We start from the raw sequence: 21,835 nt of genomic DNA, 5'->3' as shown, positions 1-21,835 counted from the left end.
GCCTCAGGCGCGCAGGAAGGACAGCAGCAGCGATCCGCCCGACAGCAGCAGCAGCACGCAGACCACGCGCCGCACCGCCGCGGCGCTGACGGGCGGCATGTAGCGGTGCTGCAGCCAGCCCACGCCATGCACGACCGGTAGCGCGCCGGCGCTCAGCAGCGCCGACTTCCAGGAGAAGTGGCCGGACAGCAGCACCAGCAGCAGCCGCAGCACCTGGTTGATCGCGAACATCAGGATCAGGCACTGCTTGACCAACTCGCGCGGCAGCGGCTGGCGGTACATGTGATAGACCATCGGCGGGCCGGCGCTGGAGAACAGTCCGCCCATCAGGCCCGATGCCAGGCCGACGGCCGCGAAGGCCGGAGCGCCGGAGACGCTGCGGCGCGGCTTCGCATCGAGCATCAGCAGCACGGCGCAGCCGACGATCGCCAGGCCCAGCAGGCCGCGCAACACCTGCACCGCGTTGCCGCTGAGCCAGGCCAGCAGCGCCACGCCGATCGCCACGCCCACGAGGCTGGGCAGCAGCGAGGGCTTGATCACCCGCCACTCGGGCTGCAGCCGGTTCATGCGGAAGAAGGATGCGGCGTTGACCAGGGTCAGCACGGTGGCGGCATTGGCCGCGTCGATCACGGGCACCAGGTCGAACAGTGCCACCAGGCCCAGCAGCACCAGGCTGAAGGCGAAGCCCGTCAGGTTCTGGATGCAGGTGGCCAGCGCCACGCAGGCGATGAAACCGCCGTAGATGCCAAGCTCATGGAGGCTCATGGCGCGATTGTCTGGCGCACCGCGCGCTCCCACTGCGCCATGCGGGCTGCACGCTCGTCGGCATCGATGCTCGGCTCGAAGCGCTGGCCGGGCCGCCACAGCGCGGCCAGCTCGGCGGTGCCGCGGTAGACGCCGCAGGACAGGCCGGCCAGGAAGGCGGCGCCGAGCGCCGTCGTCTCGATGCTCTCCGGCCGCACGACCGGGATGCCCAGCAGGTCGGCCTGCACCTGCATCAGCAGGTCGTTCACCGAGGCACCGCCGTCCACGCGCAGTTCGTGGATCGGCTGCGCGTCACGGCTCATCGCCTGCAGCAGCGCGGCGCTCTGGAAGGCGATGGCCTCGACGGCAGCGCGGGCGATGTGCGCCGCCGTCGTGCCGCGGGTGAGGCCCACGATGCTGCCGCGCGCCTCGGCCTGCCAGTAGGGCGCGCCGAGGCCGGTGAAAGCCGGCACCAGCATCACGCCGCCGCTGTCGGGCACGCTGGCCGCGAGCGCCTGCACGTCGCCGCTGCTGCTGATGATGCCGAGGCCGTCGCGCAGCCACTGCACGACCGCGCCGCCGACGAAGACGCTGCCTTCCAGCGCGAACTGCGGCGTGGCCGAGGGCTGAGCGGCGTTGCTCGCCAGCAGGCCGTTCTCCGATGGGCGGAAGGCCTCGCCGGTATGCATCAGCATGAAGCAGCCGGTGCCGTAGGTGTTCTTCGCCAGGCCCGGCTCGAAGCAGGCCTGGCCGAACAGCGCGCTCTGCTGGTCGCCCGCCATGCCGCCGATCGGTATCGAGCGCCCGCCCAGCAGCGTCGTCTCGCCGAAGACATGGCTGGACGGATGGACGGCGGGCAGCAGCGAACGCGGGATGCCCAGCGCGTCGAGCAGCTCCTCGTCCCAGCGCTGGCGGGCGATGTCGAACAGCATCGTGCGCGAAGCATTGCTGACGTCGGTGGCGTGGACGCGGCCCTCGGTCAGTTGCCACAGCAGCCAGCTGTCCACCGTGCCGAAGGCCAGCTCGCCACGCTCTGCGGCGGCCTGCGCGCCGGGCACGTGGTCCAGCAGCCAGCGCAGCTTGGGGCCGGAGAAATAGGCGTCGATGCGCAGGCCGGTGCGCTGCAGCACGAGCGCCTCGAGCCCGCGTTCGCGCAACCGCGCGCAGATCGGCTCGGCGCGCCGGTCCTGCCAGACGATGGCGTTATGCAGCGGCTCGCCGGTGCGGCGGTTCCACAGCAGCGTGGTCTCGCGCTGGTTGGTGATGCCGATGGAGGCGATGTCGGCCGGCGTGGCGCCGGCACGGTCCAGCGCCTCGCGGGCGGTGGTCAACTGGTCGGCCCAGATGCGACGCGGATCGTGCTCGACCCAGCCGGCCTGCGGATAGTGCTGCGGCAGCTCGCGCTGCGCCATCGCGACGATGCGGGCCTCATGGTCGAACACGATGCTGCGCGAGCTGGACGTGCCCTGGTCCAGCGCCAGCAGCAGGCCACGGCTCACGATGTGACACCCGCCAGGCAGAGGTACTTCACCTCCACATAGTCCTCGATGCCGTGGCGCGAACCCTCGCGGCCGAGACCCGACTGCTTGACGCCGCCAAACGGCACCTCGGCCGTCGAGATCAGGCCGGTGTTGACGCCCACCATGCCGTACTCCAGCGCCTCGCCGACGCGGAAGATCCGGCCCACATCGCGGCTGTAGAAATAGCTGGCCAGACCGAACTCGGTGTCGTTGGCCAGGCGGATGGCTTCTTCCTCGGTCTCGAAGCGGAACACCGGCGCCATCGGGCCGAAGGTCTCCTCGCGGGCGCAGAGCATGTCGGGCGTAGCATCGGCCAGCAGCGTCGGCGCGTAGAAGCGGTCGTCGATGCGGTGGCCGCCTTCGACCAGTCGCGCGCCCTTGGCCTGCGCGTCGGCCACATGGCGCTCGATCTTCAGGATCGCGTCCTCGTCGATCATCGGCCCCTGCGTCGTGCCGGCCTCGAAGGGGTTGCCCACCTTGATCGCGCGGACCTTTTCGGCCAGCTTGGCGACGAAGGCGTCGTACACGCCGGATTGCACGTAGAGCCGGTTCGCGCAGACGCAGGTCTGGCCGGCATTGCGGTACTTGCTGATCAGCGCACCCTCGGCGGCGGCGTCGAGGTCGGCGTCGTCGAACACGATGAACGGGGCATTGCCGCCGAGTTCCAGCGACAGCTTCTTGATCGTCGGCGCGCACTGGCGCATCAGGATGCGGCCGACCTCGGTCGAGCCGGTGAAGGACAGGTGTCGCACCACATCGCTCTCGCACAAGGTCTTGCCGATCGAGATCGACTGCGGCCCGTCGCCGGTAACGACATTCAACACGCCTGGCGGCAGTCCGGCCTCGCGGGCCAGCGCGGCCACGGCCAGCGCGCTCAGCGGCGTCTGCTCGGCCGGCTTGACGACGACCGTGCAGCCGGCCGCGATGGCGGGCGCGACCTTGCGCGTGATCATCGCGATCGGGAAGTTCCAGGGCGTGATCGCCGCGCAGACGCCCACCGGCTCGCGCAGCACCAGGTAGCGCTTGTCCTTGTCGGTGGTCGGAATCGTCTCGCCGTAGACGCGGCGGCCTTCCTCGGCGAACCATTCGATGAAGCTGGCGCCGAAGCCGACCTCGCCGCGCGCCTCGGCCAGCGGCTTGCCCTGCTCGGCGGACATGATCGTGGCCAGGTCATCGGCATGTGCGTTCAGCAGCTGGAACCACTTCAGCATCACGGCGGCGCGCTGCTTCGCGGGCGTGGCGCGCCAGGCCTTGCCGGCGTTGTTCGCCGCGGCGATGGCGGCCTCGGTCTCGGCGGCGCCGAGATTGGCGACGTTTGCCAGCACGGCGCCGGTCGTCGGGTCGGTGACGTCGAAGCGTGCGTTGCCCGTGACCCAGGCATCGCCGATCAGGGCATCGGTGCGCAGCAGTTCGGGGCGGGCGAGACGGTCGAGAGGTGAAGGTGCAGTGCTCATGCGGCTTTCAATTCGTTCGATGGGGGAAGGCCGCGATAGCGGCGGGCCAGGGCCTCGAAGGCCCGGATCTCGGCCTCGGGCACCGGGCGACCCAGTTCCTCGGCCAGCAGCGCGGCGACCGGGCGGGCCAGCGCGCCGGCGCGGGCGGCGTCGAGGAACAGCAGGCGGCTGCGGCGGGCCAGCAGGTCTTCGACGGTGCGGGCCATCTCGTGGCGCACGGCGAAGCGCAGCATCGCTTCGCTGAGGCCTCCCGTACGTCCACCACTTTCATCACGCCAGAGCCAGCGGCCGGCGCCGGGCAGTGCGCGCAGCGTGGCGGCATCGGTGCCGTAGAGGTGTTCGCCCGGTGGCAGGTCCAGCGTGCCGGCGGCGCGCTCGGGCGCGCCGGCCAGGCGCAGCGCGGACGTGGCGTCGGCCCCGCCGCGGCGCGGCAGCAGGCCGGCATCGAAGCAGCGCGCCATCACGTCTTCGGCCATCGCGCGGTAGGTGGTCCATTTGCCGCCGGTGACCGTGACCAGCCCCGAGCGGCCGACGAGCACCGTGTGCTCGCGCGAGATCTTCTTGGTTGTGCCGCCGTCTTCGTCGCTGGGCTTGACCAGCGGGCGCAGGCCGGCCCAGACCGACAGCACGTCCTCGCGGCGCGGCGCGCGGGCGAGATAGCGGCCGGCCTCGGCGAGGATGAAGCCGATCTCTTCCTCGGTGGCCATCGGTTCGCGCGGCAGGTCGCTGCGCGGTGCGTCGGTCGTACCCAGCAGTGTCTTGCCCAGCCAGGGCACGGCGAACAGCACGCGGCCATCGGCAGTCTTCGGCACGATCAGCGCGTCGCTGCCGGGCAGGAAGGCGCGGTCGACGACGACGTGGACGCCCTGGCTCGGCGCCACCATCGGCGGACGGGCGGCCGCGCCGGGCTCGCGGTCCATGTCGCGCACCGCATCGACCCAGACGCCGGCCGCGTTGACGACCGCATGGCTGCGCAGCGTGAAGGTCTCGCCGGTCTCGGCATCGCGCGCCATCACGCCGCGGATCTTGCCGTCCTCGCGCAGCAGCCCGGTGGCCGGGCAGTGGTTCAGCACCACCGCACCCTGGGCGACGGCGGTGCGCGCGATCGTCACGGCCAGGCGCGCGTCGTCGAACTGGCCGTCCCAGTAGCGCACGCCGCCTGCGAGCCGCGGCTGGCGCAAGGTTGGCAGTCGTGCCAGCGCCTTGGCCTTGGACAGCAGCTGCGTCGCGCCGAGGCCGCGGCGACCGGCCAGCGCGTCGTACAGCTTCAGGCCGATGCCGTAGAAGGCCGGTTCCCACCAGCGATAGGCCGGCAGCACGAAGGCCAAGGGCTGTGCCAGGTGCGGCGCGTTGGCCAGCAAGGTGGCCCGCTCGTGCAGCGCCTCGCGCACCAGCGAGACATTGCCCTGGGCGAGATAGCGCACGCCGCCATGGACCAGCTTGGTGGCGCGTGAGGACGTGCCCTTGGCGAAATCCTCGGCCTCCACCAGCGCAACGGCGAAGCCGCGCGCCGCGGCGTCCAGCGCCACGCCGAGTCCCGTGGCGCCGCCGCCGATGACGACGAGGTCCCAGGTCCGTTCCTCGCGCAGCCGGGCCAGTTGGGCCGCGCGGTCGATGCTTGCGGTCATGGCTTCAGCTGACCACCGATTGCTGCGCGATGCCGGCGTCCACCAGCACGTGCTGGCCGGTCATGCCGTCGCTGTCGTCGGCGGCGAGGAAGAGCGTGGGCCGCGCGACGTGGCCCGGGTCGAGGCGGATCTTCAGGCACTGGGCGTCGAGGAACTGCTGGTCGGCCACCGGGTCGCGGTGCAGCGTGGTCTGCCGCTCGGTGACGATGGCACCGGGCACGACCGCGTTGACGCGGATGTTGCGTGCGCCCAGCTCGCGCGCCAGCGTGCGGGTGAGGCCCAGGATGCCGGCCTTGGCCGTGGTGTAGCCCACCAGGTTGGGCCGGCCGCGCATCCATGAGACCGAACCCATGTTGATGATCGAGCCTCCGCCGGCCGCCGCCATGCCGGGCGCCACCGCCTGGATGGCGAAGAAGTAGTGCTTCAGGTTCAGCGCCACGCGGTCGTCCCAGTACTCGGAGGTGACGTCTTCCATCGCATGGCGGTCGTCGCGGCCGGCGTTGTTGACCAGCACGCGGACCGGGCCGAGCTTCTCGCCGACGCGGCCCAGCAGCGCCTGGTAGGCGGCCACGTCGCGCACGTCGCAGGGCTCGAAGTAGGGCGCCGGGTGGCCGGCCGCGACGACCTGCTCGACCACGGCGGGCCCACCATCGGCGCTCAGGCCGCAGAAGGCCACGCGCGCGCCTTGGGCGGCGAAGCTGCGCACCAGCTCGGCGCCGATGCCGGAGCTGCCGCCGGAGATGAAGACGGTGCGGTCCTTCAGCGAGGGATAGATCGTTGTCATGTTCATGGTGAAGTCACTTCACGAAATGGGCGGGCAGGCCCGGAATGTCGACGCGCAGCGCGAGCACGCGGCCGGAGAGCGGCATCGCGGCCAGCTCCTCGGGCGGGCGCTTCTCGCTGGCGCTGGTGATGTAGAGCGTGCGCAGATCGGCGCCGCCGAAGCAGGGCATCGTCGGGCAGCGCAGGGGCAGTTCGATCGTGCGCAGGATCTCACCGGTGGGCGACAGGCGCAGCAGGCGCGCGCCCTCGAACATCGCGACCCACAGGCAGCCTTCGGCATCCATCGCGGCGCCGTCGGGCCGGCCGCCGTAGCTGTCCAGCGATGCACCGGGCTCGCGGCGCGGGAAGGTCTTGAAGACGCGGCGCTCGCCGCCCTGCACGGCGTAGATCGTGTGGCCCCAGGTGTCGGACCAGTACATCGTCGCGCCGTCCGGGCTCCAGGCCAGGCCGTTGCTAACGGTGACCTCGCCGGCGACGCGTTCGAGCACGCCGCCGTGCCAGCGATACAGCGATGCCGCCGGCTTGTCGCGCGGCTCGTAGATCGTGCCGACCCAGAAGGCGCCGTCGGGGCCGGCCTTGCCGTCGTTGAAGCGCTCGACGGCCGGGTCGTAGGGCGGCTCGGCGAGCTTCGAGGCGGAGCCGGTGGCCAGGTCGAAGGTCCACAGCCCGTCGCGGCGAGCCAGCATTAGGCCGCCTTCCGCGCGCGGTGCGCAGCAGGCGACATCGCTGTCGAAGTCCCACTGGCGGTGCGCCTGCGTGGCCGGGTCGAAGCGATGCAGCCGGCGGCCGACGATGTCGCACCAGTAGAGCGCCTGCTCGGCGGGATGCCACAGCGGCGATTCGCCGACGATGCAACTGGGGACGGGAAGTGCGTTCATGCGATGTCGAGCCTCATCGAAGCTGCCAGCGAGGCACCGGGCGCCAGCGCGACCAGGCCGTGGGCGAGCGGGTCCGCCTGGTGGATCGCGTCGTTGAGATGGCTGACCGGCTCCACGCAGAAGAAGTCGCGGCCGGGCGGCGTGAAGACGACGGCGCGGCCGAGCGTGGAGGTGAGCCGCAGGCGCATGCACTCGTCCTCGATCAGCGCCGCGCCCCGCCAGCCGGTGAAGCAGTGGTCCCAGGCCAGCTCGGCCACGGCGGCGTCCATGCCGTCGAGCGCGACGGGGTGCGTGGGGATCTGCCGCGCATCGGCCTCCCAGCGCTCGGCCAAACTCATCCGCAGGTGGCTGCGTTCGCGGCGGGGGAAGTAGGGGTGCCAGCCGAGGCCGGCCGGCTGTTCGCGGTGGTCGGTGTTGGTCAGCCGCAGCGTCATCGCCAGCGCGCCGGCGCTTAGCTCGAAGCGCTGCTCGGCGACGAAGGCGAAGGGCCAGTGCTCGTCGGGCCGGTGGATGTAGGACAGCGTCGCGGCGTCTTCATCGATGGCGGTGACCGACCACTCGCGCAGCCAGCCGACGCCGTGCAGCGAATGCGGGCTGCCGTCGAAGTTCGGCGCGGTCGTGTGGTCCACGCCCTGCCAGCGGAAACGCCGGTCGCCGAGCCGGTTCGAGTAGGGCACGAGCGGGAAGCAGGCCGAGCCGCGCGGGCCGGTCGTCAGCACCGGCAGTCCGGCTCGCCAGAGCCCGCCGATGCTGCCGCCGAGCGCGGGCTGCAGCGTCATGCGCAGCTCGCCGGCTTTCAGTTCGATCGCTTCCATGCCCGCGACTTGTTTACCAACCGGAAGGCAGCACTTCGCTCAGCTCGACCGCACGGCCCAGCTCGATGCTGCGGTGCGCGGCCAGGCCGGTGGCCACGCTGCGCAGGCCTTCTTCCAGCGTGATCTGCGCAGGCTTGCCGTTGCGCACCGCGTCGAGGAAGTGCTGGTGTTCGATGTAGGAGGCGCCGAAGTGCTGGCCGGCGTACTTGATGTTGGTGTCCCAGACGCGGCGCACCGACACGCCCTTGCCGCTGCCCGAGGGCTGGCCCCACACCTCGCGGCGACCCCAGTCCTCGCGCCGGCCGTAGCGCAGCGTGAGGGAGGGCAGCAGCGACTCGAGCTTGCCCTCGTCGCCGACGATGACGATCTGCTCGTTGTCCACCGAGTTCTCGGCGAACATGCACAGGTCCAGGCTGGCCCGGGCGCCGCTGGGGTACTCGACGATCACGAAGGCGCTGTCGAGGATGTCGGGGCGCTTGCCGCCGTAGCTCTCGTCGAGATGGTTGACGCGCTGGCCGCCGCTGGCGAACACGCGCTTGGGCTTCTCCTGCAGGATCAGGTCCATCAGGTTGAAGTAGTGGCAGCACTTCTCGACCAAGGTGCCGCCGGTGTTGGCGCTGAAGCGGTTCCAGTCGCCCACCTTCGGATAGAAGGGCTCGCGGTGCTCGCGGATGGCGACCTGGTGCATCGTGCCGACGGCGCCCTGGTGCGCCATGCGGATCATCTCCGCCACCGGCGGCATGTAGCGGTACTCCTGCGCCACCCACACGAGGCCCTTGCGGCCCTCGGCCAGGCGCATCATCTCCACGCCGTCCTCGATCTTCGTCACCAGCGGCTTCTCGACCAGGATATGCAGGTCGGTCGCAAGCGCGTCGCGCATCATCTGGATGTGCGTGAAGTTCGGCGTGGCGATCACGACCGCGTCGCACAAGCCGCTGGCCAGCAGTTCGCGGTGGTCCGCGAAAGCCTTGGGCGGCGAGAACGGCAGCAGCGCCAGCGCCGCGTCGATGCTCGGCTGGTGGGTGTCGGCGACCGCCGTCACCAGCGCGCCGGGCAGCGCCTTGATGTTCTCGATGTGCTCGCGGCCCATGCTGCCGCAGCCGATGATGCCGTAGCGGGTGATCGTGGTGTTCATGATGCTCGTGTCAGGTGGTGGGTGGGCAGGTGTGCGGCCTCAGAAGGTGGTCGCGATGCCCACCGAGGTGGCGCGGACCTTGAGGCCGAAATTGTCCGGCGCGAAGCCGTTCAGCGTGTTCGCCGAATTGGCGTCGTTGCTGACCTGGGCGATCGACGCGTACAGCTCGGTGCGCTTGGACAGGAAGTAGTGGTAGCCGATGCCCCAGCCGGACGAATCGCAGTCCGTGCAGTTCTTCAGCTTTTTGCTCGCGAAGTTGATCCACAGCTCGCTCTGCGGGAACCAGTAGGAGGCGCCGAGCATCCAGTCGTTGCCCTTCAGCTCGGTGCTGGCCACCGACTTCATCTGCCAGGGGTGGATGTTGCCCCAGAGCTTGAAGCCGGGGACCACTTCGTACATCGCGCTGGCGAGCTGTTCGCTGACCCTCTGCTTCAGGCCGCCGCCGGCCGGCACCGCGCCTTGCTTGGTGGTGGCGGCGACGGAGGCGTACAGCGGGCCGTTGCGGTACTCGACATTGCCGCTGAACAGCTTGCCGCTGCCGGCCGCGTAGCCTTCGGGTGCCTCGGCCGAGATCATCGCGGTGAAGCCGCCGCCGAAGGTGGGCGTCTTGTAGACGATCTGGTTGTCCTCGAAGGCGGAGGTGATGCCCAGCGAATAGACGCCGCCGGAGATCGTGTCCAGCGAGCCGGCCGACTTGATCGGCGAGGCACTGGCGCGGATGCGCGCGAAGTTGCTGCGCTGAACGGACTGCAGCGCGCTGTAGCCGTGCAGCTTCATCGGGCCGGTGTCGTCGGCGAACAGGAAGGACCAGAAGATCGGCGTGTACTGGCGGCCCAGCGTGATCGTGCCCCAGTCCTTGCTGGACAGGCCCACGTAGGAGCCGGCGTTCCAGAACTTGGCCGCGCTCTGCGCCGCGCCGGTGTCGGCATTGAAGCGGTGCTCCAGGTAGAACTGGGCGGACAGGCCGTCACCGAGATCCTCGTTGCCGCGCAGGATCAGGCGCGAGGCGGTGTAGGTGCCGCTGTCCACGCGGGTCGTCTTGTTGACGCCGGTGTCCACGTACTGCGGCCCCATGTCCACGCGGCCGGCGATCGTGACGCTGCTCGTCTGCGCGAATGCGGCGGTGCCGGTCAGCAGCGCCAGCGCGGCGAGGGTCGGTGCGGTCTTCTTCATGTTGTCTGTCTCCGTCTTTCTTATCGAGGTTGGTGGTGGTGAGAAAACTTCGGGCAAAGCGCTGCCCAAGCCGCCCGTTTTTCGACGGGCGGAGCGGCGGGGCTTGGGGTGTCAGCGGGGGCGGCCGGTCAGCCTTTGAGGCCTCCCTGGGTGAGGCCGCCGACCACGCGTTCCTGGAACACGGCGATCAGCACGGCCACCGGCACGATTGCGACGATCAGCGCGGCCGAGATCGTCGGCCAGGGGAAGGTGAACTCGCCCTGGTACAGCGAGATGCCGACCGGCAGCGTGCGCATCGAGGCGCTGGAGTTCAGCGACAGCGCCAGCAGGAACTCGTCCCAGGCGTTGACGAAGCCGAGGATGCCGGCGGTGAACACGCCCGGCGCGGCCAGCGGCACGACGATCTTGAACAGCGCGCCCAGGCGCGTGCAGCCATCGATCATCGCGGCGTTCTCCAGGTCCTTCGGGATGCTCTGGAAGAAGCTCACCAGCACGAGGGTGCAGACCGGCAGGTTCAGCACCGTGTAGGGCAGCACCAGCGCGGTGTAGGTGTTCAGCAGGTCGAGCTGGCGCATGGTCTCGAAGATCGGCACCAGCAATGTCACCAGCGGGAACATGCTGGACGCGACGATGCAGGTCAGGATCAGCTGCCGGCGCTTCAGGTTCAGCCGCGCGATCGCATAGGCGGCACCGGAGGCCACCAGCAGCGACAGCGCCGTGGACATCAGCGCCACCGCGAAGCTGTTGCCGAGGTACTTCAGGAGCGGCTGGTCGGTGAACGCGCGGACGTAGTTCTCCAGCACCGGGTTGTGCGGCCAGTAGGTGATGGGCTTGCTGACCAGCTCACCCTCGGTTTTCAGCGAGGTGAGCAGGATCCACACGGCGGGGAAGAATCCGTTCACCACCACCATCGTGGCGGCGATGAAGCGGAGCCATTTCGATCCGAAGAAAGTGTTCATGTCATGCGCTCCTGCCGATGCGCTTCAGGTAGAAGCCGGTGACGACCATCGAGATGAGGAACATCAGCACGGCCAGCGTGGAGCCGTAGCCGACGTCGAGGTAGTCGATCGTCGTGGCATGGATCAGCATCGCCAGCGTCTGCGTGGAGTTGCCAGGGCCGCCGTGGGTCATCGTCTGCGGGATGTCGAAGGTCTGCAGCGCGGTGATGGTGCGGAAGATCAGGGCCACGATGATCGAGGGCATCAGCATCGGCACGGTGATGTGCCAGAACTGGTTCCACTTGCTGGCGCCGTCCACCTCGGCCGCTTCGTACAGCGACTTCGGAATCATCTGCAGGCCGGCCAGCAGGATCAGCGCCATGAAGGACGAGGTCTTCCAGATGATGGCCAGGCAGATCGCGGCGAAGGCCAGCTTCGGAGACAGCAGCCACATCGTCGGCTCGCTGGCGCCGAGGCGCCGCAGCACGTCGTTGACCACGCCGAACTCGGTGTGGAAGAACCACGCGAAGATCAGGCCGACGAAGGCCAGCGGCAGCGCCCAGGGCAGCAGCAGCGCCAGGCGCACCGGCCAGCGGCGGCGGAAGGGCAGGTTGGCCAGCATCGCCAGGCCCAGGCCCACGACCAGCGCGCCGGGCACGGTGATGACGGTGATCAGCAGCGTGTTCCAGGCCGCGTTCCAGAAGTCGGGGTCCTGGAGGGCGATGGTGTAGTTCTCGATGCCGACGAACTTGGCCGCGCCGCCGGAGAGGCGAAGGTCGAAGAAGCTGTTCCAGATCAGCCGGCCGATCGGGTAGACCACGATCAGCGCCAGCAGCAGGAAGGCCGGCGCCAGCAGCAGGAAGGCCAGCGTCTTCTCGCCCGGGTCCTTGAGTTTTTCGAGCATGGTGATGTGTCCTGAGACCGGGGCGTTTGGGCCGAGCGCCGGGCCGCCCCAAGCCGGCCCACTTGAGGCCGTTTGCGGCTCGATGCCGCGAGCGGCCTCGTCCCCTCGGGGGACCGACCGGGCGCGCCCGCGTTCAGCGGGGCGAGACTGGGCGAGGGGCTCCATGGTTTAGCGCATGATCCGGCGCAGGCGGCTTTCGATTTCCGCGACGCCTTCTTCCGGCTTCTTCGTGCGGGCGAGCACGGCGCTGGTGGTGGTGCGGATCGCATCGCTGACCTGGCCGTAGTCGCGCGACATCGGGCGGCTGCGGCCGGAGATGACGACGGTGCCGGCATCCTTGAACCAGGGCACGGCCTTGACCACGTCCGCGTCGTTGTAGACGCCGGCGTAGGTCGGCAGCAGCGAGCCTTCGACCGCGAGGAACTTGCTCGCCTCCGGGCTGGCGAGGAACTTCACCAGCTTGGCGCTCTCGGCCTTCGACTTCGAGAAGGCGCTGACGGCCCACTGCCAGCCGCCGACACAGGTGGCGCTCTTGCCGCCGGCCATCGCCGGCAGCGGCATCACGCCGATCTTGCCCTGCACCTTGCTGTCCTTGTCGTCCTGGAAGCGGTCCCAGGCGAAGCCCCAGTTGACGGCGAACACGACCTGACCGGCCTTGAATTCGTTGACCGTGTCGGGCGTCTTCACCTCGGCCACGTTCTTCTTGATGACGCCGGCGTCGACCATGCCGAGCCAGTTGCTCAGGCCCTTGGCGGCGGCGGCCTTGTCCAGCGTCAGCTTGCCGGCAGCGTCGTTGAAGTCCTTGCCCTGACTCCAATACGGCAGCAGGAACGTGCAGACGGCGCCTTCGATCGGCGCGCCCTGGATCGACAGGCCCTGCAGGTTGGCATTGCCTTCGCCGGCCTGGATCTTCTTGGCGGCGGCGCTCAGCTCGTCCCAGGTCTTCGGTTCTGCGATCTTGTACTTCTCCAGCAGGTCCTTGCGGTAGTACATGAACAGGGCGTCCGCGAAGGCGGGCATCGCGGCCAGCTTGCCGTCGACGACGTCGGCGCTGGCGTAGAAGGGCAGGTAGGGCTTCAGCGCGGCGGCCGGTGCGCCCAGGTAGGCGTCCAGCGGCTCCAGCCAACCGGCGCCGTAGTACTGGGCCGGGTTGACGATGTCGATCATGTAGACGTCGATCGCCGGGTCCTTGGCGTTGAGCACCGTGCTGAGGTACTGGCGCTGCAGCTCCGAGGTGGCGCCGCCGGTTTCCATCTCGACGGCGACGCCCGGATTCTTCTGCTGGTACTGGTCGAACAGCTTGCGCATCAGGTCGGGGCGCTGGCCCGAGCCGCCGGCGAACACGCGCAGCTTGGTCTGCGCAAAGGCCGGCGCGGCGGTGCCGAGGGCCAGCAGCAGCGTGGCGGCGAGCAGGGTGCGTTTTTGCATGGGATGTCTCCGTCAGTTAGTTGTTGTGTCTTCAGGCCAGGGCCACGCCGCTTTGCGGATCGAACAGGTGCAGATGGGCCGGGTTCAGGTGCAGGTTCACCGTGGTGCCCGGGGGCTCGCGGAAGCTGGCGGCCAGCCGTGCGATCACCTCGCTGGCGCCGAGCTTCAGGCTCACCAGCGTCTCGGAGCCCAGCGGCTCCAGTAGCGAGACCTGGGCCGGCACCGTGATGTCGCCGGCCTCGGGGGCCAGGCGCAGGTTCTCGGGCCGCACGCCCAGCTTGCCCGGGCCGCTCTTGCCGGCCAGCGCCGGCGGCAGCGCCACGCGGATGCCGGCGCCCACGTCGGCCTGGCCGCCGCTGACGGTGGCGTCCACCAGGTTCATCGGCGGCGCGCCGGTGAAGCCGGCGACGAACAGCGCAGCGGGGCGGTTGTAGATCGCGTCCGGCGTGTCGTACTGCATCTTGTGTCCGGCGCTGAGCACGGCGATGCGGTCCGCCAGGGTCATCGCTTCCACCTGGTCGTGGGTCACATAGATCATCGTGGCGCCCAGGCGCTCGTGCAGGCGCTTGATCTCGCTGCGCATCTCCTGGCGCAGCTGTGCGTCGAGGTTGGACAGCGGCTCGTCGAACAGGAACACCTTGGGCTGGCGCACGATCGCGCGGCCGATGGCCACGCGCTGGCGCTGGCCGCCGGACAGGGCCGCCGGCTTGCGCTCCAGCATGTGGTCGATGCGCAGCAGCCTGGCCGCGTCCATCACGCGCTTCTTGATCTCGTCCTCGGGCGTCTTGCGCAGGCGCAGGCCGAAGGCCATGTTGTCGTACAGGCTCTTGTGCGGGTAGAGCGCGTAGTCCTGGAAGACCATGGCGATGTCGCGGGCGCGTGGCGGCTTGTCGTTGACCTTGTCGCCGCCGATGCGCAGTTCGCCGCTGCTGATCGTCTCCAGGCCCGCGATCATCCGCAGCAAGGTGCTCTTGCCGCAGCCCGAGGGGCCGACGAAGACGACGAACTCGCCGTCTTTGATCTCCAGGTCGATGCCGTGGATGATGGGGATCTTCCCGTCGTAGCTCTTGGCCACGTTCTTCAGTTCGACGGCGGCCATCTCAGTACGCTCCTTGCGGTTTCACGGGGGCGACATTCTCGTTGCGCAATGCGGCGAGGGCAGCTTGCGCGCTGCGCATCAGCAGGCCCAGGTCGGAGGCGATGGCGACGAAGTCGAAGCCCATCTCGCGGTACAGCGCGCAGACCTCCGGCGTGCCGCCGACGGTGCCGATCGGCTTGCCCGCGGCCTTGGCGCGCGCCACCGCGTGGCGGGTGCGCTCCAGCACGGCCGGGTGCGTCAGCTGGCCGATGTGGCCCATCGTGCCGGAGAGATCACCCGGGCCGACGAACAGCGCGTCGATGCCTTCCACGGCGGCGATCTCGTCCACGTTGGCGATCGACTCTTCCGTCTCCAGCTGCACGATCACGCTGATCGTCTCGTTGGCGGTGCCGAGGAAGTTCGGCGTGGTGCCGAAGCGCGAGGCGCGGCTCATGCCGGCCATGCCGCGCACGCCCTGCGGCGGATAGCGGCAGGCAGATGCGGCGGCGCGGGCCTCTTCGGCGTTCTGCACGAAGGGCACCAAGAGCGTCGTCGCGCCGGCGTCCATCACGCGCTTGAGGCTGACGCTGTCGTTCCAGGGCACGCGCACGATGGGCAGCATCGGGGTGCCGGCGACGGCCTGCAGCATGTGCACCAGGGTCATCAGGTCGATCGGCGTGTGCTCCATGTCGACCACGCCCCAGTCGTAGCCGGCGCAGCCGATGGCCTCGGCGACCAGCGGGCTGGCGGACATGATCCAGGTGCCGGCGGGCGGCTTGCCGGCCGCGGCCGACATCATTTGCCGGAAGGCATTCATCGCTGTTGTCTCCTTAGAAGATCGCAGGTTCCGGCGAACTGTCGTCGCCTTGCAGGAAATCGAAATCGCAGCCCTCGTGGGCCTGCAGCACATGGTCTTGGTAGAGCCGCGTGAAGCCGCGCGTGACCGGCCGCGGCGGCGGCGTCCAGTCGGCGCGGCGGCGGGCCAGTTCGTCGTTGCTAACCTTCAGTTCGAGCGTACGCGCCTCGACGTCCAGCGCGATCAGATCGCCGGTCCGGACCAGGGCCAGCGGGCCGCCGACAGCCGCCTCCGGGCTGATGTGCAGGATGCAGCTGCCGTAGTGGGTGCCGCTCATGCGGGCGTCGGACAGGCGCACCATGTCGCGCACGCCGCGGTCCAGCAGCTTCTTGGGGATCGGCAGGCCGCCCCACTCGGGCATGCCCGGCGCGCCGACCGGGCCGGCGTTGCGCAGCACCAGCACGGTGTTCTCGTCCACGTCCAGCTCGGGGTCGGCGCAGACCTTGTTCATCTCGGCCGGCGAGTCGAACACCAGTGCGCGGCCGGTGTGGCGGAAGTACTTGGGGCTGGCGGCGCTGGACTTCATCACCGCGCCCTCGGGAGCGAGGTTGCCGCGCAGCACGGCCAGAGCGCCGGCCGCGCTGACCGGGCGCTCGAGCGGGCGGATCACCTCGTCGTCGAGACTCTCGCGGCCTTCGATGTTCTCGCCGATCGTCCTGCCGGTGACGGTCATCTCGCCGAGCGACAGGTGCGGGCGGATGCGGTTCATCAGCGCGGGCAGGCCGCCGGCGTAGTGGAAGTCTTCCATCAGCCGGTCGCCGCTGGGGAACAGGTTGGCCAGCACCGGCACCTGGCGGCCCATCGCGTCGAGGTCGGCCAGGCTCAGGTCCACGCCGGCGCGGCGTGCCATCGCGATGATGTGGACGGCGGCGTTGGTGGAGCCGCCCAGCGCCATCTGCACGGCGGCGGCGTTGAGGAAGGCGCCGCGGGTCAGCAGCTTGGCCGGCGTCAGGTCGTCCCAGATCATCGAGACGATGCGCTCGCCGCAGTTCGTCGCCATGCGCACGTGGCCGGCGTCCATCGCGGGGATGGCGGTGGCGCCAGGCAGGGCGAGGCCCAGTGCCTCGACCATCGAGGTCATCGTGCTGGCGGTGCCCATCACGTTGCAGGTGCCGGGCGAGCGGGTCATCTTCGCTTCGAGCTTGATCCACTCGGGCTCGGGGATCTGGCCGGCCTGGTACTCGTCCCAGAACATGCGCGTGTGTGTGCCGGCGCCGATCGAGCGGGCGGGCTCGCCGCGCTTGAGGTGGCGGTCGCTGAGCATGCCGCCGGCAGGGCAGAAGATCGTCGGCAGGCCGGCGCTGACGGCGCCCATCACGGTGGCCGGCGTGGTCTTGTCGCAGCCGGCCAGCAGCACCACGCCGTCGATCGGCAGCGAGCGCAGCAGCTCCTCGACTTCCATCGCGAGGAAGTTGCGGTAGAGCATGGTGGTGGGCTTCACCATCACCTCGCCGAGGCTCATCGCGGGCAGCTCGAAGGGCATGCCGCCGGCCATCAGCACGCCGCGCTTGACGCTCTCGGCGCGCTCGCGCAGGTGGGCGTGGCAGGGCGAGAGATCGCTCCAGGTGTTGATGATCGCGACGATGGGCTTGTCCAGCACATCCTCGCGACGCAGCCCCATCTGCTGGATGCGCTGGCGGTGCGCGAAGCCGCGCATGTCGCTGGCGGCGAACCAGCGGCGGCTGCGAAGTGCGTCAAGCGAACGGGTCATGGCAAATGCCTTCTTGTCTCCTGTCGTGTTACCGGTAACATTAAGGCATCATGTTAGCGGTAAACATTGGTGGAAACCCTAGACCCATGAAAGCGACCGAGGATCCAGCGAAACGCCAGCGGCGTGGCCACGGCCGTCCGACCTTGCATGAGGTGGCCGACGCGGCGGGTGTGACCCGCATCACCGTCTCGCGCTTCATCCGCGAGCCGGGCAAGGTGGCGCCGGAGACGGCGGCCCGCATCCAGGCCGCCATCCAGCAGACGGGTTATGTGCCGAACCACCAGGCGGGCCAGCTCGCCAGCGGGGCCTCAAGAATCGTGGCGGCGCTGATCCCGAACGTGGGCCACTCGATCTTCGCGGAGACGATCCAGGGCCTCACCGAAGGCCTGCGCGACAGCGGCCGCGAGCTGCTGCTGATGGCGACCGGCTATTCGCTGGAGCACGAGGAGTCGCAGCTGCGCGCGTTGCTCGGCTGGGCGCCGGGCGCGCTGATCGTCACCGGCCGCCAGCACACGCCGGCGGCGCTGCGGATGCTGCGCGACGCGCAGGACGGTGGCACTGCGGTGATCGAGATCTGGGACCACCCGGAGGACGAGGACAGCGAGGATGGCTTCGCCCGCATCGGCTTCGACCACAAGGCGATCGGCCGCACGATGGCGAGGCATCTGCTGGACCAGGGCCACCGCGCGCTGGCCTATGTGGACAGCGGCGTGGCCGAGGACTATCGCGCCCACGAGCGGGGCGAGGGCTTTGCCGCCGAGTGCGAGGCGCGCGGCGCGAAGGTGCATGCGCTGACGGCCGGGACCGGCGATGCCTTCGATGCCGGACGTGCTGTATTGATGGCGCTGGGCAGCGATGCGAAGCGGCCGGTCACCGCGGCGGCCTTCGCCAACGATCACCTGGCCTGTGGTGCGCTGATGCAGGCGCAGTCGCTGGGTATCTCGGTGCCGGGGCAGCTCGCGCTGCTGGGCTTCGGCGATTTCCCGATCGGCCGCCAGTTGCTGCCGGCGCTGACGACGATGCGCCCGCCACGCGCCGGCATCGGCCAGGCCGCGGCGGAAGCCGTGCTGGCCGCGATGGCGACTGGCGACGAGCCGGTGAGCCGGACGATGCCTTGCGAGCTGATCGTCCGGGCCAGCACGGTGCCGGCTTAGGCTGCGTTCGGCTTCTGGCCGATCTCGAAATTCGCCATCGTCTCCAGCGCACGCACCATCGCGGAGTGGTCCCAGGTCGAGCCGCCGTGCGCGGCGCAGGCGTTGAACAGCTGCTGCGCGGTGGAGGTGTTCGGCAGCGAGACGCCCAGCGTCTTGGCGGTGTCCAGCGCGAGGTTCAGGTCCTTCTGGTGCAGCGCGATGCGGAAGCCCGGGTCGAAGGTGCGCTTGATCATGCGCTCGCCATGGACCTCGAGGATCTTCGACGAGGCGAAGCCGCCCATCAGCGCCTGGCGCACGCGGGCCGGATCGGCACCGGCTTTGGCGGCGAGCAGCAGCGCCTCGCCCACGGCCTCGATCGTCAGTGCGACGATCACCTGGTTCGCGACCTTGGCGGTCTGGCCGTCGCCGTTGGCGCCGACGTGGGTGATGTTCTTGCCCATCAGCTCGAACAGCGGCTTGGCGCGCTCGAAGGCCGCCTCAGGGCCGCCGACCATGATGGACAGCGTGGCGTTCTTCGCGCCGACCTCGCCGCCGGAGACTGGCGCGTCGAGGTAGTCGCAGCCGATGGCGGCGATGCGCTTGGCGAAGGCCTGCGTGGCGATCGGCGAGATCGAGCTCATGTCGATCACCAGCTTGCCCTGGGTGAGGCCTGAGGCGACGCCCTGTTCGCTGAACAGCACCGCTTCGACGTCCGGCGTGTCCGGCACCATGATGATGACGATGTCGGCCCGCTCGGCCACGCCGCGCTGCGTGGTGCAGACGGTGGCGGAGCTGTCGGCCAGGGCCGGCGGCAGCTTGCCCAGCGTGTTGACGAAGAGCTGATGGCCGGCCTTGATCAGGTGGCCCGCCATTGGCGCGCCCATGATGCCCAGGCCGATGAAGCCGATCTTGAGGGGAGTGGTGGTGGTCATGGATGAATGCTCCGTGGAATTTGAGAGTTAGCTGGCCAAACGTTGACGCCACCCGAGCCCGAGCTCCGTCTGCGCAGCGGGCTTGTATTCGCAACCGATCCAACCGGTGTAGCCGATGCGATCGATGTGCTTGAACAGGAACTCGTAGTTGATCTCGCCGCTGCCGGGCTCGTTGCGGCCGGGGTTGTCGGCCAACTGGATGTGGCCGATGCGGGCAAGGTGCTTCTGCATCGTGACCGCCAGCTCGCCTTCCGTCCGCTGTGCGTGGTAGATGTCGTACTGGACGAAGGCGTTGTCGGCGCCGACCTCGTCGAGGATGGCCAGCGCCTGGTCGGTGCGGCTCACGAAGAAGCCGGGGATATCGTAGGTGTTGATCGGCTCGATCAGCAGCTTGAGGCCGTGGACCTGCAGGCCCTTGGCGGCGCAGCGCAGGTTCTCGACCAGCGTGTGCTTCAGCTCAGCGCTGGAGACGCCGGCCGGTGCCTTGCCAGCCAGGCAGTTCAGCTGCGGCACGCCCAAAGCACTGGCGTACTCGATCGCGCGGCCGATGCCGTCGCGGAACTCCTTCTCGCGGCCGGGCAGGCAGGCGATGCCGCGCTCGCCGCCGGCCCAGTCGCCGGCGGGCAGGTTGTGCAGCACCAGTTCCTGGCCGTTGGCATCGAGGCGGGCCTTGATCTCCTCGGCCGGGAAGTCGTAGGGGAACAGGAACTCGACGGCCTTGAAGCCGGCCTTGGCGGCGCGCTCGAAGCGATCGAGGAAGGGCACCTCGTTGAACAGCATCGTGAGGTTGGCGGCGAAGCGGGGCATGGTTGTCTCCTTGATGCGGTTCAGTCCAGCAGGCCGGCCAGTTCCAGGCCCTGCGTGCCTTGTGGGTGCTTGCAGTCGATCGCTTCGAACTCGTTGATCTTGTCGATCTCGGTGCCCATCGAGATGTTGGTCACCCGCTCCAGGATGCATTCGACGACGACCGGCACGCGGTACTTCTGGGCCAGTTCCTGCGCGTCGAGCAGTGCGCGCTCGATCTTCTCGGGGTCGGTCACGCGCAGCGCCTTGCAGCCCAGGCCTTCGACGACGGCGATGTGGTCGACGCCGTAGCCTTGCAGGCCGTTGGCATCCGGCGGCAGGTTCTGGTTCTCGAAGCCCAGTTGCACGCAGTAGTCCATCTCGAAGCCGCGCTGCGCCTGGCGGATCAGCCCGAGGTAGGCGTTGTTCACCAGCACATGCACATAGGGCAGGCGGAACTGGGCGCCAACGGCCAGCTCCTCGATCAGGAACTGGAAGTCGTAGTCGCCCGAGAGGCCCACCACCTTGCGCGACGGGTCGGCGGCCACCACGCCCAGCGCAGCGGGAATCGTCCAGCCCAGCGGACCGGCCTGGCCGCAGTTGATCCACTGGCGCGGGCCGTAGACGTGCAGGAACTGCGCGCCGGCGATCTGGCTGAGGCCGATCGTGGTGACGTAGGTGGTATCGCGGCCGAAGACCTTGTTCATCTCCTCGTACACGCGGAAGGGCTTCATCGGCTTCTCTTCGTAGTGCGTCTTGCGGCCCATCAGGCGCTTGCGCTCGGCGCAGCGGAACTGCCAGTCGGCGTAGTCGCGCAGCGTGCCGGCGGCCTTGCGCTCGCGCGCCGCCTCGACGAAGAGCTGCAGCGCTGCCTTGGCGTCGGAGACGATGCCGAGGTCGGGCGAGAACACGCGGCCGATCTGCGTGGGCTCGATGTCCACGTGGACGAACTTGCGGCCCTTGCAATAGACCTCGGTGGAGCCGGTGTGGCGGTTGGCCCAGCGGTTGCCGATACCCAGCACGAAGTCGCTGGCCAGCATCGTGGCGTTGCCGTAGCGGTGGCTGGTCTGCAGGCCGCACATGCCGGCCATCAGCGGGTGGTCGTCGGGGATGGTGCCCCAGCCCATCAGCGTGGGGATCACCGGCACGCCGGTCAGTTCGGCGAATTCGACCAGCAGCTCGCTGGCGTCCGCATTGATGATGCCGCCGCCGGCGACGATCAGCGGCTTCTCGGCGGCCAGCAGCATGTCCAGCGCGCGGTCGATTTGCTTCTTCGTCGCCGCGGGCTTGTAGACGGGCAGCGGCTCGTAGGTGTCGATGTCGAACTCGATCTCGGCCATCTGCACGTCGAAGGGCAGGTCGATCAGCACCGGGCCCGGGCGGCCCGAGCGCATCAGGTGGAAGGCCTGCTGGAAGCTGCGCGGCACCTGGGCCGGTTCGCGGACCGTGACGCTCCACTTGGTTACCGGCTTGGAGATCGATTCGATGTCGACCGCCTGGAAGTCTTCCTTGTACAGCCGGGCGCGCGGTGCCTGGCCGGTGATGCAGAGGATGGGGATGCTGTCGGCCTGGGCGGAGTAGAGGCCGGTGATCATGTCGGTGCCGGCCGGGCCCGAGGTGCCGATGCACACGCCGATGTTGCCGGCCTTGGCGCGGGTGTAGCCCTCGGCCATGTGCGAGGCGGCCTCGACGTGGCGGGCCAGCACGTGGGCGATGCCGCCGCGCTTGCGCAGCGCCGAGTACAGCGGGTTGATCGCCGCGCCGGGGATGCCGAAGGCCTGCGTCACGCCTTCCTTCTCCATCACCAGCACCGCTGCGTCGACGGCTCTCATCAATGCCATGGTCATCTCCTTTTGTTGATGACGCGATGGTGTCTTTTGCGTCGCGCAGTGTGAATCGAAGGCCGCCGATAACAGATATTCCACCGTGGAATGCCAGGAGG

At 69.2% G+C, this 21,835-nt stretch carries 19 protein-coding genes; 1 reads left to right on the top strand and 18 read right to left on the bottom strand.

The window, feature by feature from the left end; all coding sequences use genetic code 11:
- Positions 1-3: 3 nt before the first annotated feature.
- The 15 genes from SNE35_RS14490 to araD form a co-directional block, all read right to left on the bottom strand.
- Positions 4-765 carry a sulfite exporter TauE/SafE family protein gene (locus SNE35_RS14490; RefSeq protein WP_320423620.1) on the bottom strand — a complete coding sequence of 254 codons (762 nt, stop codon included), beginning with the start codon at positions 763-765 and terminating at the stop codon, positions 4-6.
- On the bottom strand, positions 762-2,243 hold the full coding sequence (glpK, locus tag SNE35_RS14485) for a glycerol kinase GlpK (protein WP_320423619.1): 1,482 nt from the start codon (positions 2,241-2,243) through the stop codon (positions 762-764). Before glpK ends, SNE35_RS14490 begins: the two co-directional genes overlap by 4 nt.
- Entirely contained in the window at positions 2,240-3,718 is a 1,479-nt protein-coding gene (locus tag SNE35_RS14480; protein WP_320423618.1) for an NAD-dependent succinate-semialdehyde dehydrogenase, read from the bottom strand. The genes glpK and SNE35_RS14480 overlap by 4 nt, the downstream gene beginning before the upstream one ends.
- The gene (locus tag SNE35_RS14475) at positions 3,715-5,346 is read right to left on the bottom strand and encodes a glycerol-3-phosphate dehydrogenase/oxidase (protein WP_320423617.1); all 1,632 of its coding nucleotides are present in this window, start codon (positions 5,344-5,346) and stop codon (positions 3,715-3,717) included. Before SNE35_RS14475 ends, SNE35_RS14480 begins: the two co-directional genes overlap by 4 nt.
- Positions 5,347-5,350: 4 nt before the next feature.
- Positions 5,351-6,136 carry an SDR family NAD(P)-dependent oxidoreductase gene (locus tag SNE35_RS14470; RefSeq protein WP_320423616.1) on the bottom strand — a complete coding sequence of 262 codons (786 nt, stop codon included), beginning with the start codon at positions 6,134-6,136 and terminating at the stop codon, positions 5,351-5,353.
- 7 nt (positions 6,137-6,143) lie between these two features.
- Complete coding sequence (locus SNE35_RS14465; protein ID WP_320423615.1) at positions 6,144-7,007, bottom strand: SMP-30/gluconolactonase/LRE family protein; 864 nt, start codon at positions 7,005-7,007, stop codon at positions 6,144-6,146.
- Positions 7,004-7,822, bottom strand: coding sequence for an aldose 1-epimerase (locus tag SNE35_RS14460; RefSeq protein ID WP_320423614.1), 819 nt, complete (start codon positions 7,820-7,822; stop codon positions 7,004-7,006). The genes SNE35_RS14465 and SNE35_RS14460 overlap by 4 nt, the downstream gene beginning before the upstream one ends.
- Positions 7,823-7,835: 13 nt before the next feature.
- The gene (locus SNE35_RS14455; protein WP_320423613.1) at positions 7,836-8,957 is read right to left on the bottom strand and encodes a Gfo/Idh/MocA family protein; all 1,122 of its coding nucleotides are present in this window, start codon (positions 8,955-8,957) and stop codon (positions 7,836-7,838) included.
- Positions 8,958-8,996: 39 nt separating this feature from the next.
- On the bottom strand, positions 8,997-10,130 hold the full coding sequence (locus tag SNE35_RS14450) for a porin (RefSeq protein WP_320423612.1): 1,134 nt from the start codon (positions 10,128-10,130) through the stop codon (positions 8,997-8,999).
- A 128-nt stretch (positions 10,131-10,258) separates the two neighbouring features.
- Positions 10,259-11,089, bottom strand: a complete 831-nt coding sequence (locus SNE35_RS14445) for a carbohydrate ABC transporter permease (protein WP_320423611.1) — start codon at positions 11,087-11,089, stop codon at positions 10,259-10,261.
- Position 11,090: 1 nt separating this feature from the next.
- Positions 11,091-11,972 (bottom strand): carbohydrate ABC transporter permease, encoded by an 882-nt coding sequence (locus tag SNE35_RS14440; RefSeq protein ID WP_320423610.1) that lies wholly within the window; start codon positions 11,970-11,972, stop codon positions 11,091-11,093.
- A 168-nt stretch (positions 11,973-12,140) separates the two neighbouring features.
- The gene (locus SNE35_RS14435; RefSeq protein ID WP_320423609.1) at positions 12,141-13,400 is read right to left on the bottom strand and encodes an ABC transporter substrate-binding protein; all 1,260 of its coding nucleotides are present in this window, start codon (positions 13,398-13,400) and stop codon (positions 12,141-12,143) included.
- 31 nt (positions 13,401-13,431) lie between these two features.
- Positions 13,432-14,499, bottom strand: coding sequence for an ABC transporter ATP-binding protein (locus SNE35_RS14430; protein WP_320423608.1), 1,068 nt, complete (start codon positions 14,497-14,499; stop codon positions 13,432-13,434).
- A 1-nt stretch (position 14,500) separates the two neighbouring features.
- Positions 14,501-15,295 carry an HpcH/HpaI aldolase family protein gene (locus tag SNE35_RS14425; RefSeq protein ID WP_320423607.1) on the bottom strand — a complete coding sequence of 265 codons (795 nt, stop codon included), beginning with the start codon at positions 15,293-15,295 and terminating at the stop codon, positions 14,501-14,503.
- A gap of 13 nt (positions 15,296-15,308) precedes the next feature.
- On the bottom strand, positions 15,309-17,045 hold the full coding sequence (gene araD / locus SNE35_RS14420; protein WP_320423606.1) for an L-arabinonate dehydratase: 1,737 nt from the start codon (positions 17,043-17,045) through the stop codon (positions 15,309-15,311).
- Between the two features lie 86 nt (positions 17,046-17,131).
- On the opposite strand from araD, the gene SNE35_RS14415 reads away from it, so the two are divergent.
- Complete coding sequence (locus tag SNE35_RS14415; RefSeq protein ID WP_320423605.1) at positions 17,132-18,199, top strand: LacI family DNA-binding transcriptional regulator; 1,068 nt, start codon at positions 17,132-17,134, stop codon at positions 18,197-18,199.
- Here SNE35_RS14415 and glxR read toward each other — a convergent pair.
- From glxR to gcl, 3 genes are read right to left on the bottom strand one after another with little or no spacing between them, the layout of a single operon-like run.
- Positions 18,196-19,110 (bottom strand): 2-hydroxy-3-oxopropionate reductase, encoded by a 915-nt coding sequence (glxR, locus tag SNE35_RS14410; RefSeq protein ID WP_320423604.1) that lies wholly within the window; start codon positions 19,108-19,110, stop codon positions 18,196-18,198. The genes SNE35_RS14415 and glxR overlap by 4 nt on opposite strands.
- 27 nt (positions 19,111-19,137) lie before the next feature.
- Positions 19,138-19,917: a hydroxypyruvate isomerase gene (gene hyi / locus SNE35_RS14405; RefSeq protein ID WP_320423603.1), complete on the bottom strand. Its 780-nt coding sequence runs from the start codon at positions 19,915-19,917 to the stop codon at positions 19,138-19,140.
- Between the two features lie 20 nt (positions 19,918-19,937).
- Complete coding sequence (gcl, locus tag SNE35_RS14400; protein ID WP_320423602.1) at positions 19,938-21,734, bottom strand: glyoxylate carboligase; 1,797 nt, start codon at positions 21,732-21,734, stop codon at positions 19,938-19,940.
- Between the last annotated feature and the right edge of the window lie 101 nt (positions 21,735-21,835).

Origin of the sequence: Roseateles agri, from assembly GCF_034043675.1 — a bacterium.
In the GTDB taxonomy this organism is placed as follows: Bacteria; Pseudomonadota; Gammaproteobacteria; order Burkholderiales; family Burkholderiaceae_C; genus KK5.
This window is presented reverse-complemented; position numbering and strand designations above follow the sequence as displayed.